General features: G+C 71.3%; 8 protein-coding genes and 2 pseudogenes. 6 read left to right on the top strand and 4 right to left on the bottom strand.

Annotation, left to right across the window (positions count from 1 at the left end):
* Positions 1-142: 142 nt before the first annotated feature.
* Together DV20_RS10220 and DV20_RS10215 are read right to left on the bottom strand one after the other, a co-directional pair.
* A complete protein-coding gene (locus DV20_RS10220; protein ID WP_043778745.1) occupies positions 143-2239 on the bottom strand; it encodes a diguanylate cyclase domain-containing protein in 2097 nt (698 codons plus the stop codon).
* Between the two features lie 81 nt (positions 2240-2320).
* Positions 2321-2767 (bottom strand): annotated as a pseudogene (locus tag DV20_RS10215) (alpha/beta hydrolase); the annotation flags it as partial.
* Positions 2768-3133: 366 nt separating this feature from the next.
* Between DV20_RS10215 and DV20_RS47300 the strand changes: the two are divergent.
* A pseudogene (locus tag DV20_RS47300) lies at positions 3134-3494 on the top strand (SAM-dependent methyltransferase); the annotation flags it as partial.
* Positions 3495-3501: 7 nt separating this feature from the next.
* On the opposite strand, the gene DV20_RS10205 reads toward DV20_RS47300, so the two are convergent.
* On the bottom strand, positions 3502-6429 hold the full coding sequence (locus tag DV20_RS10205; RefSeq protein ID WP_043778743.1) for a glycoside hydrolase family 3 protein: 2928 nt from the start codon (positions 6427-6429) through the stop codon (positions 3502-3504).
* A 358-nt stretch (positions 6430-6787) separates the two neighbouring features.
* Here DV20_RS10205 and DV20_RS10200 point away from each other — a divergent pair, with 358 nt between their 5' ends.
* Genes DV20_RS10200 through DV20_RS10180 form a run of 5 tightly spaced genes read left to right on the top strand, consistent with a single transcriptional unit; the run spans position 6788 to position 12833 of the window.
* Positions 6788-7795 carry a LacI family DNA-binding transcriptional regulator gene (locus DV20_RS10200; RefSeq protein ID WP_043778742.1) on the top strand — a complete coding sequence of 336 codons (1008 nt, stop codon included), beginning with the start codon at positions 6788-6790 and terminating at the stop codon, positions 7793-7795.
* A 36-nt stretch (positions 7796-7831) separates the two neighbouring features.
* Positions 7832-9073 carry a sugar ABC transporter substrate-binding protein gene (locus DV20_RS10195; RefSeq protein ID WP_043778741.1) on the top strand — a complete coding sequence of 414 codons (1242 nt, stop codon included), beginning with the start codon at positions 7832-7834 and terminating at the stop codon, positions 9071-9073.
* On the top strand, positions 9070-10008 hold the full coding sequence (locus tag DV20_RS10190; RefSeq protein WP_043778740.1) for a carbohydrate ABC transporter permease: 939 nt from the start codon (positions 9070-9072) through the stop codon (positions 10006-10008). Before DV20_RS10195 ends, DV20_RS10190 begins: the two co-directional genes overlap by 4 nt.
* Entirely contained in the window at positions 10005-10820 is an 816-nt protein-coding gene (locus DV20_RS10185; protein WP_043778739.1) for a carbohydrate ABC transporter permease, read from the top strand. Before DV20_RS10190 ends, DV20_RS10185 begins: the two co-directional genes overlap by 4 nt.
* Positions 10821-10829: 9 nt before the next feature.
* The gene (locus tag DV20_RS10180; protein WP_043778738.1) at positions 10830-12833 is read left to right on the top strand and encodes a glycoside hydrolase family 31 protein; all 2004 of its coding nucleotides are present in this window, start codon (positions 10830-10832) and stop codon (positions 12831-12833) included.
* Here the strand turns inward: DV20_RS10180 and DV20_RS10175 are convergent, their stop codons facing one another.
* Positions 12834-13442: a hypothetical protein gene (locus tag DV20_RS10175; protein ID WP_043778737.1), complete on the bottom strand. Its 609-nt coding sequence runs from the start codon at positions 13440-13442 to the stop codon at positions 12834-12836.
* Between the last annotated feature and the right edge of the window lie 35 nt (positions 13443-13477).

Raw genomic sequence — 13477 nt, 5'->3', positions numbered from 1 at the left:
ATCACTGCACGCGACAGGACCGAACAGCACAGTTCCGCTGAGCCATTCAGCGCAATTTCCCGGGCAAGGCTGCCCTTACTGTCCGTAAATCGAACATTCCCGTCCACAAAACCGGAAGTTCCGGGCGTGGACAGGTACCGGGTCAGCAGCCGGGCAAGCCGCCCGGCAGCTCCGGGAACACCGGGCCCGAGAGCAGGTCGGCGCCCCGGTCCTGCCACCACGCGGCCTCGTCCGAGGTCGCGATCCCGGCGACCGACACCGAAGCCCCGGCCGCGTGCGCCGCGTCGATCAGGGCCGCCAGCGGCCCGGTCACCAGCGGGTGTTCGCGCTTGGCGACCAGGTTCGCGGCGATCCGGACCGCGTGGGCCGGGAACTCCGTCAGCGACGCGGCGTCGCCGAAGCCGTGGATTTCCGCCGGGACGCCGATTTCGTCCAGCACCTTGAAGTTGTCGGCCACGTCGCCGGCGTCCAGGGCGGCCGCCGGGAAGCCGGGACGCAGGCGGTCCGGCGGCAGGCCGGTGTCGTCCAGGACGCGGCGGATTTCGCCGACCAGCTCCGGGTCCGCCGCCTGCTGCGCCGTCAGCTCGACGACCAGCGGCACGCCGAGGCCGGCCGCCGCCAGGCGCTCGGCCGCCGTGCGCAGCAGCCACGTGCCCAGCGGCAGCGCCAGCCCGGTCTCCGCGGCCAGCCGTACGCACGTCTCGTGCGGCAGCACGCCTTCGGCCGGGTGGTTCCAGCGCAGGCGCGCCTCCACGCCTTCGACCGCACCACTGGTCGCGGACACCAGCGCGCGGTAGCGGGCTTCGATCTCGCCGGTTTCCCACGCGCCGGCCATCGACGCGGCCAGGCCGAAGTCGTGGCGGTCGCGCCGGTCCAGCTCGCGGTCGAACAGGCCCCACTGGTTGCCCGTCCGCTGGGCGCGCCGCAGGGTCAGGTCCGACGCCTGGAGCAGCTCGGCGGGCGTGCTGTCGCGCGGCGGCCGGTGGACGACGCCGATCGCGGCCGACACCGCGACCCCGCGCTGCCCGTCGACGTACTCCGCTTCGGCGAGCTCGTGGGTGATCCGGCGGACGAGCGTCAGCACGCCCGGGGTGTCCGCCGTGTTCTGCACCAGCACGGCGAATTCGTCGCCGCCGAGGCGGGCCACGAGCGCCTTCTCCGCGTCGAACACCGTCTTCAGCTTCGCGGCGACCCCGCGCAGCACGCGGTCGCCGAGTTCCTGGCCGAGCCCGCCGTTGATCTTCGAGAAGCCGTCGAGGTCGAGGTGGAACAGCGTGACCCCGCGGGCCGGGTCGGCGTCGCGCAGCAGCGTCTCCAGGCGGGTGCTGAAGAACTGCCGGTTCGGCAGTCCGGTGAGGACGTCGTGCAGCGCCTGGTGGCTCAGCCGCCGCTGCAGCAGCGACACCTCGGTGTCGTCGTCGACGATCGTGAGCAGCTGCCGGGGCACGCCGACGGCGTCCCGGATCACCGACGCGGCGAACGTCGCCCACATCGGCTCGCCGTCCTTGCCGACCAGTCGCCGTCCGGCGCGCAGCCGGTGCAGCCGGCCGGCCACCAGCTCGCGGTAGCTCTCCCGCAGCTGCTCGACGTCGTCGGGGTGGACCAGGTCGAACAGCGTCATCGCGGCGATCTCCGCCGGCGTGCGGTTGAGCGTCTTGGCCAGCGCCGCGTTGGCCCGCAGCACCCGGCCGTCCAGCTCGGTGAGGGCGACGCCGCTGGCCGAGCCGGCGAACACCTCCTCGAACTGCGCGCGCGTGATGACCTGCCTCTGCCGCGTCTCCTGCTCGACCTTCAGCAGCGCGCGGCTCAGGCCCTCTTGCCGCTTCTGGATGTCCTCGCGCAGCATCTCGCCGTACCCGGAACTGACCGCGCCGAGCACCAGCACGACCCGCTCGGCCAGCCGGTCGACACCGTGCAGTTCCGGTTCGCGCAGCAGCGCCTTGCCCAGCACCTCCAGGCTGCGGCGCAGGCTGTCGGTGCCGACGCAGCGCAGCTCGACCAGCCGCCCGCCCGCACTCGCGGCCGCTTCGAGGTCCGGCGGATCGCTCGCCACGGCCTCGAACAGCCGCCCGGCCAGCCCGGCCAGCTCCCGCTCGATCTCCTCGGGCGGGTACGGCAGGTAGGCCGTGGTGCTGATCAGGTAGCCCCATTTGCGCGCGAGCGCGCCGAGCCGTCTCGCCGCGCGGTCGGCGGACGGCTTCTTCCGCGGGGCGTCACCGCGGGGTTGGGGAGCAGTCACCTCAGCCAGTCCAGGGGTTCAGTGCGCACCGATCGGGCCAATCGATTCATCTTGGCCCGGAACCGCGCGACACGCACGGGTTCAGTTTCGTCCGATCGAGTGATAACCCTGCGGATTGATCCCCAGGCGGTCCCGCAGCCAGGACCGGGTGGCGGCGCGGTATTCGCCCGCGTTTTCGTGCAGCGCCACGGAATGCCCCGCGCCGGGCAGCACGTACATCGACAACCTGGCTGGATCGGTGTAGTACGGCGCTTCCTGCGCCCGCAGCACCGCGGCGCCGGAACAGTCGCGCAACGCGAGCACGCCGCAGAAAGGACGTCCTTTTCCCCGACCACCTGGAAAACCCGGTGCGGTGATCCCCCGCGTCGACGGCAGGACGATGCCGAACAACGCGACCGTGCCCATCCCGGGCACCGAAACCTGGTCCTTCGTCGCCTCGTCGGCCGCGATCACCGCGGGATCGGCGTCGCCGGTGGCGGAGAACAACCCGGCCCGCGCCCCCGGCTTCGTCGTGAAGTACAGCGGGTCGCCGGGCGGCCTCGGCGGGCACCGCCGACGTCACCTTGCCGGGCAGCTTCACGCCGCACTCCTTCCGGACTCGGACAGGTGAAGGAACTCGGGAACACTACACCCGGTAGCCGAACGCGTACCGTCAGGTCTTCCGCGGCACCACGGTCATCGGCAGCCGGTCCGGCTGCATCGTCGCCTTGATCCGCACGTGGACCTTCCTGCCCGGCACCGGGACCAGGCGCCACCGCGCGCCGAACGGGATGTACGCGCCCTTCGGCAGTTCCGCGCCGCGGCCAGGCGTCCAGCGGTCCGGGTCGAACCGGTCGGGATCGGGGCGGCCCCGAGGACTTCGTCGACTTCGGCGTGGAACCGCCGTTCGACGTCCGGGTGCTGCACGTCGACCGCGAGCCGGTGGCGGTCGCGCACAGCGAACTGCTGCCGCAGGACAACGAGAATTGCGCGGTGCTCCAGGCCGACCTGCGCGACGTCAACGACATCTTCGACGCCGAGCCCGCCCGCCGGCCGCTCGATCCCGCGCAGCCCACCGGGTGCTCATGTTGCTTCCTGGCCGTCACGCACGTCGCCGCGCACGCACGACCAGGTGCTCCGGTTCTTCGAGGGCTTCGACCTCGTCGAACCGGGCCTGGTCGGCTGCGCGATGTGGCGCCCCGAGGGCGTCGGCGACATGGCCGACGACCCGTCGATCAACTCCCTCCCGTACGCGGGCCTGGGCCGGAAGCCCTAGGTCCGCGTCACCGCAGCGAGAACGTCGCCACGTTCACCGGGCCGTCGAACGTCAGGTACACGTCGTGCCGTCCGGTCGCCTTGGCCAGGGCCGCCGTCACCGTCGCGTAGGCGTACCGGTCGCCGGTCGAGGACACCGGGGCCGTGCCCAGCACCCGGCCGGTCGGCGAGTCCAGGCGGACCGTGACGTGCGACGACGCGGTCGCGGAGACCGAGGCGGAGAACCGCGCGGGGCCGGTCAACGCCACATTGCGGTACGCCACCCAGCTGCCGGCCACGCCGGCGACCGAGGTCCCCGAAACCTTCGAGGTGTCCGTCAACGTCGTCCCGGAGTAGTCGTCGAAGTTCTGCGCCTGGGTCGGACGGCTCAGGTCGCGGGGCAGGGCCCGCTCCCCCGGCACGAAGACCGGCCGCGGCGCCGAGAGCTCGGCGGCGTTGCGCCCCACCGAGAACTCGTACACCCCCGCCGCCACCACGGACCGTTCGCGGGAGACGTCCCAGGTCGCCAGGTCCGCCACCGGCACCTCGAACCGCACCGTGCGGGTCTCCTTCGGCGCCAGGGTCAGCTTCGAGAAGTCCCGCAACCGCTGCACGCCGGCGTTCTTCGAGTAGAGCTGGACGACGTCGGACCCGCTGCGGGCGCCGGTGTTCGTCACGTCGACGCTGACCCGGATCTTCCCGTCCGCCTGGGACGTGCGCACGTTGGCGTAGCGGAAGCTGGTGTAGCTCAGCCCGTAGCCGAACGGGAACAGCGGCTTCCCGCGGTAGTACTGGTAGGTCATCCCGGTCTTGGCGATGTCGTAGTCCAGGATGCTCGGCAGCCCGGCGTCGGAGGCGTACCAGGTCTGCGTCAGCCGCCCGCCCGGGTCCTTGTCGCCGAAGAGCACGTCGGCGACCGCGTGCCCGGTTTCCTGCCCGGCGTGGCTGGTCCAGAGGATGCCCGGCACCGGCAGCGTGTCCCAGCCGGTCGTCGGGTAGCTGTTCTCCACCACGACGACGGTGTGCGGGTTGGCCTTCCGCACCGCCTCGATCAGCGCGCGCTGCGCCGGGGCGAGCTCGGTGCTCGTGCGGTCGTTGGCCTCGCGGCCGTTGATGAACGGCATGCTGCCGACCACGACCACCGCGGTGTCCGCGTCCTTGGCGGCGGCGACCGCGCTGCCGACGCCGCTGGTCAGCACGTCCCGGCCGAACTTCGTCGCGTGCGCGGCGTCCGGGGCGGAGATCGTCAGGACCCCGTCGGCACCGACGACGGCGAACTTGTTCGGGCCGAACCACGGCTCGTTCACCTCGTTGCCCGCGTACTCGAGCACGTAGCTGCCGTCGGGCTGGGCGTCGAGCTTCAGCTGCTGCTGCACGAACCAGCCGGCCGGCTGGTCGACGTCGTTCACCAGCGCGCCGCCGGAGTAGCTGAGGAACTTGCCGTTCGCGGCCGCGCGCAGCGTGTTCTTGCCCGCGCCCCAGTCGTAGACGTCGAAGGACTCCGCGGTGCCCGCGACGGTCCCGCCCGCGGTCACCTTGCCGGTGGTGGCGGGCGCGGTCAGGTACCGGCCGGTGGACAGGTCCTTCAGGGCGATCCGGTCGACGCCTTCGGACGACGCGACCGTGCCCGCCGAGCCGAGCCGTTCCTTGATGCCCTGCAGCGGCGTGACCTTGTACTGCATCGCGCCGGCGTACCAATCTTCGTACAACGTGTCCGAGAGCGGGCCGACGACCGCGATCTTCTTGTTCCGCGCGGCGTCGAGCGGCAGCGCGCCACCGTTGTTGCGCAGCAGCACCATCTGTTCGGCGGCGGTCTTGCGCGCCAGTGCCCGGTGCTCGGGCGAGCCGATGACGGCCGGGGTGATCTTCGCGTACGGGTTGCGCCCCGGCGGGTCGAACTCGCCGAGCCGGAACCGCAGCGACAGCAGGTGGCGGTCGGCGTTCTCGACGTCGGCCATGGTCAGCAGGCCCTTGTTCAGCGCCTCCTTGACCGCGGCGACGGTGATCGAGCCGTCGGTGTCGTTGTCGGTGAAGCTGTCGAGGCCCGCCTTGATGGCCGCCGCGTCCCCCTCGGCCTTGGTGGCGTAGTACTTCTCCGAGTTGACCAGGTTGGAGGGCGCGCCGGCGTCGCTGACGACGGCGATGTCCTGCGGCGCCCACTGCCGCAGCTTGCCGTCGAGGTCCGGGCTCACGTGGTTGGGCCGGCCGTTGACCAGGTTGTACGACGGCATGACGGCGTTGGCCGCACCGGCCTGCAGCGGGATCTTGAACGCCTGCTCGTCGTAGTCGTGCAGGATCTTCGGCGGCACCGATGAGCTGGTGGTGTCGCGGTTGACCTCGTTGTTGTAGGCCAGGAAGTGCTTCAGCGTCGGGGCGGCCTGCAGGTACCGCGGGTCGTCACCCTGCATGCCGCGGCCGTAGGCGATCGCGAACTCGCCGGTCAGGTACGGATCTTCGGAGTAGCCCTCTTCGTTGCGCCCCCACCGCGGGTCGCGCAGCAGGTTCACCACCGGCGCCCACAGGTTGAGGCCCCACAGGGTCGGGTTGCGGGCGTTGAAGCCGCGCGCCTCCTGCCCGACGGCCGCGCCCACCTGCTTCACCAGCGCCGGGTCCCAGGTGCTGGCCAGGCCGATGGCCTGCGGGAACACCGTGCCGTCGGCTTTCACCACGGCACCGGAGTTGTCGTAGTCCGTCGACCACGCGACGCCGTGCAGGGCTTCGGTGCCGGTCTTGAAGACGCCGATGCCGAGCCGCGGGATGGCCGGTTGGTACTGGTGCAGCAGCGAGATCTTCTCGTCCGCCGTCAACCGGGACAGCAGGTCGTCGATCCGGACGGCCAGGGGCAGCGCCGGATCGCGGAACGGCGGTGGCGGCGCCGCGAGCGCCGGCGACGGGGCCAGCAGCAGGGTCGCGGCCACCGCCGGGACGAGGGCACGGCGGAAGAAGGACAGGCGCACGGACGGCCTCCGATTCGTCGAATCGTTTCGACGGCGTGGCGCGGAACATTCGCGTCGAACGGCGGGGAACCCGACGACTATTACAGCCGGGTGAGCAGGAGGTCAAGAGTTCCTGGGAACGCTCCCAGAGGCCTCGGCCGGACGCCGTCTTCGCGCCGCTGAGCTGCGATAAGACCCTTCAGCAGGGGTCTTCGACAATTTCGACCAAGACGTCCGTTGTCGAATACCCGTCGAATACCGGCAAACGGCGAATGATGCTTGTGTTTCCGGCGGGTGTCACTTACCTTCGTGCCATCGTCGATGCGCTTCGACACCGCACTGCCCGCCCTCTCCCCTCCCCGTCCCCAGGAGGCCGCCCGTGGTCACCATCAACGACGTCGCCAACGCGGCCGGGGTCGCGCCCAGCACGGTGTCGTACGTGATCAGCGGCAAGCGCTCGATCTCGCCGAAGACCCGGCGGCTGGTCGAGGAGAGCATCCGCAAGCTCGGCTACCACCCGCACGCCGGGGCGCGGGCGCTGGCCAGCAGCAAGACCAACGTGCTCGCGCTGGTCGTGCCGCTGCGCACGGACCTCAACGTCGCCGTCGTGATGGAGTTCGTCGCCTCGGCGGTCACCGCGGCCCGCGCGCACGACCACGACCTGCTGCTGCTCACCAAGGACGAGGGACCCGCCGCGCTGCAGCGGGTGGCGTCCTCGGCCATCGCCGACGCCCTGATGGTGATGGACGTCGAAACCGCCGACCCTCGGGTGCCGATGCTGCTGGCCCTCGACCTGCCGGTGGTGCTCATCGGCGTGCCCGACCACCCGGCCGGGCTCAGCTGCGTGGACCTCGACTTCACCGCGGCGGCTTCGGCCTGCGTCGCGCACCTGGCCGACCTCGGCCACCGCTCGATCGCGTTGATCGGCCCGTCCCCCGCCGTCTACCGGCGCGGTACCAGCTACGCGACGCGGTTCCTGCGAGGGTTCGACGAAGCCACGAAGAGCCGTGACGTGCGTGCGGCCTCGCACGCGTGCGCCCATTCCTACGAAGCGGTGAGCGCCTGCCTGGACGAGCTGCTCGCCGCCGATCCCGGCCTGACCGGCCTGGTCGTGCACAACGAGGCCGTGCTGCCCGGGCTGCTGTCGGACCTGCGCCACCGCGGCCTGCGGGTGCCCGAGGACATCTCGGTCATCGCCGTGTGCCCGGACAGCATGGCCGAGCAGCACGTCGTCGCGCTGACCAACGTGGCCATCCCGGCCGAGGAGGTCGGCACCCAGGCCGTCGAAATGACCATGCGCCGGCTCGCCGGCCACACCACCCCGGAGGTCCGGCTGCTCGGGCCTCGCCTCACCCGGCGCGAAAGCACCGCCGCGCCGCGCTCCTAGCCCCCGGTTCTGCTCCGCCGCCGAAGGAGAATCACCATGACCGTAGTCCGTCGCGCCCTCGTCCTGACCGCGAGCGCCACGAGTGCCGCGTTGCTGGCCGCCTGCAGCCCCAGCCCGGCCCCGTCCGCGCCCGGCGGCGTCGACGCCCCGGCCGCCACGTCGATCACCGAGCTCGACTACTACGCCGACGAGCAGGGTTCCGCCGCCTGGCAGAAGATCCTCGACACCTGCGCCACCCAGACCGGGATCAAGATCGAGCGCCAGAAGGTGCCGACCAACCAGATGCTGCCGAAGGTGCTGCAGAGCGCCAGCTCCAAGACCCTGCCGAACCTGCTCTTCACCGACAACCCGACGCTGCAGCAGGTCGCCGCCACCGGCGCGCTGACCCCGCTGACCGACTACGGCATCACCACCGACGGCTTCTACCCGAGCATCGTCAAGGCCGGGACCTACCAGGACAAGGTGTACGGCGTCGCCCCCGGCGTCAACGGCCTCGCGCTGATCTACAACAAGGACCTCCTGCAGGCCGCGGGCGTCGAGCCGCCGAAGACGTGGGACGAGCTCAAGGCCGCCGCGGCGAAGCTGACCAAGGACGGCAAGTACGGCCTCGCCTTCTCCGCCATCCCGTCCGAGGAGGGCACCTGGCAGTTCCTGCCGTTCTTCTGGAGCAACGGCGCCGAACTGTCGCAAGTGGACTCGCCGAAGTCGGTCCAGGCACTGCAGTACGTCACCGACCTGGTGAACTCCGGTTCGGCGTCGAAGTCCGTGGTGACCTGGAACCAGAACGACGTCGCCGACCAGTTCGTCGGCGGCAACGCGGCGATGATGATCAACGGGTCGTGGAACATCGCCCGGCTCGACGAGCAGAAGTCACTGCACTACGGCGTCGTGCCGATCCCGGTGCCGCAGGCCGGCGGCAAGCCGGTGGTCGCCCTCGGCGGCGAAGTCGGCACCGTGCCCGTCACCAGCGGGCCCGCCCAGCAGGCCGCCAGCAAGGTGCTCTCCTGCATCCTGTCCGAGCCGACGATGCTCGAGTGGAGCAAGGCACACGCCTACATCCCGTCGAAGACGGCCACGGCGCAGAAGTTCGGCACCGAGCAGCCCGCGATGCAGGCGTTCGTCGACGAGGTCGGCACCGCCCGCTCCCGCACCGCCGAGCTCGGCGAGAAGTACCCGAAGGTCTCGCAGGCCCTGGCCGACGCGCTCCAGGCGGCGCTGACCGGGAAGACACCGGTCGACCAGGCCCTCAAGGCCGCTCAGCAGGCGAGCGGCTCGTGACGCTCGCCGCCGCGCCGACGGTGTCGGCGGCCCCCCGCGCGAACCGGAAGTCCCGCCGGGACAACCGGTTCGCCGCGTGGGCGTTCCTCCTGCCGGCCCTGGCCTACATCATCGTGTTCTTCGGCTATCCCCTGGTGGCGAACCTGGTGATGAGCACGCAGAACTACACGGTGAAGTCGTTCTACACCGGCGAAGCGCCCTTCGTCGGCATCGCGAACTACTCCGCCGTCCTGACCAACCCGCTGTTCTCGACCGCGGCCCTCAACACGGTGCTGTTCACCGCCGGGTCGCTCGTCTTCCAGTTCGGCATCGGCCTGGCGCTCGCGGTGTTCTTCAACGGCCGCTTCCTCGGCAGCGCGCTGCTGCGGTCGCTGCTCCTGCTGCCGTGGCTGCTGCCGCTGGTGGTCAGCGGCGCGGTCTGGCGGTGGATGTTCGACCAGGACCACGGCGTGCTCAACGCGGGCCTGCGGTTCCTGGGCTTCGACGCGGTGCCGTGGCTGAGCAGCACGAGCTGGGCGCTGCCGGCGGTGATCCTGACCAACATCTGGATCGGCATCCCGTTCAACCTGGTCATCCTGCACGGCGGGCTGCGCGCCATCCCGGCGTCGCTCTACGAGGCCGCGGCGCTGGACGGCGCCGGCCCGTGGCAGCGGTTCCGGCACGTCACCTGGCCGCTGCTGCGGCCGGTCACCGGGATCGTGCTCATGCTCGGGCTGGTCTACACGATCAAGGTGTTCGACGTGATCATGGTCGTCACCGGCGGCGGGCCGGCCAACGCCACGCAGACGCTGACCACGTGGTCCTACCGGCTGTCCTTCCAGGACTTCGCGTTCGGGCAGGGCGCCGCGGTCGGCAACGTCCTCATCGTGGTGGCGACGCTGTTCGGGCTGCTGTACCTGCGCTCGGCGAAGGCGACCCTGGCGGAGGCGGCATGAAGACGTCGAACTGGCCGCGGACGGTGGCCGGCGTGCTGATCGTCGCGGTGCTGCTGTTCCCGCTCTACTGGATGGTCAACGCCTCCCTGCAGCCCAGCGGCGCGCTGCTGCGCCCGGACCCGGCGTTCTTCCCCGTCGGCGGCACCCTGGACGGATACCGCAAGGCCGTGGCTTCCCAAGGGCCGAACCTGCTCTCCAGCGTCGTCGTCGCGCTGGGCACGGTGTTCGTGTCGCTGCTGGTGGCGGCACCCGCGTCGTACGCGCTGGCGCAGCTCAAGGTGCGCGGTGGCCCGACGCTGGTGTTCGTGCTGCTCATCGTGCAGATGATCCCGGGCATCGTGATGGCCAACGCGCTCTACACCGTGTTCAGCAACCTCGGCCTGATCGACAACTACCTGGGGCTGGTGCTCGCCGACTCCACCGCGACCATCCCGTTCGCCGTCCTCCTGCTGCGGGCGTTCATGATCTCCGTGCCGAAGGAGCTCACCGAAGCGTCCCGGGTGGACGGCGCCGGGTACTGGCGCACGTTCTCGTCGATCATCCTGCCGGTGAGCCGCAACTCCCTCGTCACCGCCGGTCTGTTCTCGTTCCTGTTCGCCTGGGCGGACTTCCTGTTCGCCGTCACCCTGACCACCGGGCAGTCGTTCGAGCCCATCACCGTGGGCATCTACCGGTTCGTCGGCAACCAGTCCGCCGACTGGAACGGGATCATGGCCACCGCCGTCCTCGCCGCGATCCCCGCGGCCGTCCTGCTGGTGGTCGCCCAGCGCTACGTCGTCGCCGGGCTGACCAGCGGCGCCGTCAAAGACTAAGGAGTCCGCTTGATCGCCACGACCGAAGACGGCCGTTCGCTCGAGGTCAGGGTGCGGCACGAAGTGCTGCGCGTCGAGCCGTGGGGCGACGGCAGCCTGCGCGTGCGGGCCGGACGGCACCGCATCCTCGACGACGTCCCGGGCGCGCTGCTGCCCGCCAAGCCGTCCGCCGCCACCGCCGAGGCCGACGGGCGGCACGGCCGGGTGGTCAACGGCCCGCTCACCGCGATCGTCGAGATCGCCGACACCGACACCGGGATCGACGCGCAGCTGCGGTTCGTCCGCACGGACACCGGGGAGGAACTGCTCGCCGAGCAGCGCGCCCACTTCTGGTGGCCCGGCGCCCGGCTGTTCATGCCCTCGCGCAACGGCTACGGCCGGCTGGAACAGCGCTTCAGCGCCTACGACGACGAGCGGCTCTACGGGCTCGGGCAGCACACGCACGGCCGGCTCGACCAGAAGGGCCTCGTGCTCGACCTGGTGCAGCGCAACGCCGAGGTGTCGGTGCCGTTCCTGCTGTCCAGCCGCGGCTACGGGTTCCTGTGGAACAGCCCCGCCGTCGGCCGGGTCGAGCTGGCGGCCAACGGCACCCGCTGGGTCGCCGACGACGCGCGTCAGCTCGACTACTGGATCACCACCGGCGACGGCCCGCGCCAGATCCTGAGCCACTACGCCGACGCGACCGGGCACGCGCCGATGCTGCCGGAGTGGGCGGCCGGGTTCTGGCAGTCGAAGCTGCGCTACCGCACCCAGGAGGAGCTCCTTTCCGTCGCGCGGGAGTACCACGAACGCGGGTTGCCGCTGTCGGTGATCGTGGCGGACTTCTTCCACTGGACGCACCTCGGCGACTGGCGGTTCGACCCGGCCGAGTGGCCGGACCCGGCCGGGCTGGTGCGCGAGCTCGAGAGCCTCGGCGTCAAGCTGATGGTCTCGGTGTGGCCGTCGGTCAGCCCGCTTTCGGAGAACTACCGCGAGCTGCACGAGCAGGGCCTGCTGGTCGCCGCCGAGAGCGGCGTGCCGGCGCACGCGCCGTGGAAGGACAAGGGGTTCGGCGTCGAGATGCCGGTGGCGTTCTACGACGCGACCAACCCGGAGGCGCGGCGGTTCGTCTGGAGCAAGGTCAAGCAGAACTACTACGACCTGGGCGTGCGCGCGTGGTGGCTCGACGGCGACGAGCCGGAGATCCAGCCCGGCCACCCGCACAACCTCGGCTTCCACGCCGGCCCGGGCGCGGAGGTGTTCAACCTCTACCCGCAGGCGAACGCCCAGACGTTCCACGACGGCATCCGCGCCGAGGGCGACGACGAGGTGGTGCTGCTGTCCCGTTCGGCGTGGGCGGGCAGCCAGCGCTTCGGGGCGGCACTGTGGTCCGGCGACGTCGGGGCGACGTGGGCGTCGCTGCGCGCGCAGGTCCGGGCCGGGCTGAACGTGGCGCTGGCCGGGATCCCCTGGTGGACGACGGACATCGGCGGCTTCCACGGCGGCGATCCGTCGTCGCCGGAGTACCGCGAGCTGATGGTGCGGTGGTTCTCCTACGGCGTGTTCTGCCCGCTGTTCCGCCTGCACGGCTTCCGCGACCCGCGCCCGGCGTTCGGGCCGGAGATGACCGGCGGCCCGAACGAGGTCTGGTCGTTCGGGGACACGGCGTTCGCGTCGATCTCCGCGTCCCTGCGGCTGCGGGAGCGCCTGCGGCCGTACCTGATGGAGCAGATGCGGGTGGCGCACGAGCAGGGCATCCCCCCGATGCGGCCGGTGTTCGTCGACTTCCCGGCCGACCCCGCGGCCTGGGACGCCGACGACCAGTTCCTGCTCGGCCCGGACGTGCTGGTGGCGCCGGTGCTGGAACCGGGGGTCACCACGCGGCGGGTGTACCTGCCGTCGGGAGCCACCTGGACGGACGCGGTGACCGGCACCCGGCACGACGGTGGCGGCTGGGTCGAGGCGCCGGCGCCGGCGGAGCGGATTCCGGTGTTCCTCCGCGACGGGGCGGACCTCCCGATCCGCGAGGAGTAGCTAGGTCTCGCGCAGTTCGACCCACGGCGGCGGCTCGGGCTCGCCCGGTGCCCAGCCCGGCGGCCAGGTCCGGACCACGTCCGCGTCCGTCCGGACCTGAGCCCCGGTGAAGTCGAACGCGGCGGCCGTGGCGCCCGTGAAGTCGACGGGGCCGGCGAAGTACGTCCCGGCGAAGCTCGCCTTGCGGACTTCGCAGCCGCGCAGGTCCACCGCGTACAGCACCAGATCGTCGAAATCGAGGTCCATCCCCGGCCAGAACCGCGGCGACCCGGTACGCAGGTGGGGCAGCAGACGGCGCCACAGCTCGGCCTGCCACGCCGGCTGGTCCGGCCACTCGTACTCGAACTCCTCGAGGATCTCGTCGACGCACTGCTGGCGGCGGTCGGGGTGGCCGTCGGCATACTCGGCGAAGGAGTCCAGCGCGGCCAGCCGGGTGGAGTAGTCGTCGGCCAGGAGCTGGGCCTCGACCTCGTCGGGCACCGGTTCCGGTGGCGCCGACGGCGTGAGCACCTCCGCCGGACGGTCGCGGCGCAGGAGCAGCCACGCCGTGACCGAGCCGGACACAGCGCCGATCATCGCGAGGACCGCGAACGGCGTCACCGTGGACATACCCGTGATTCTCCCGGGCACGGCCAGCGGATAAA

Source organism: Amycolatopsis rifamycinica (genome assembly GCF_000695625.1).
GTDB lineage: Bacteria > Actinomycetota > Actinomycetes > Mycobacteriales > Pseudonocardiaceae > Amycolatopsis > Amycolatopsis rifamycinica.
This window is presented reverse-complemented; position numbering and strand designations above follow the sequence as displayed.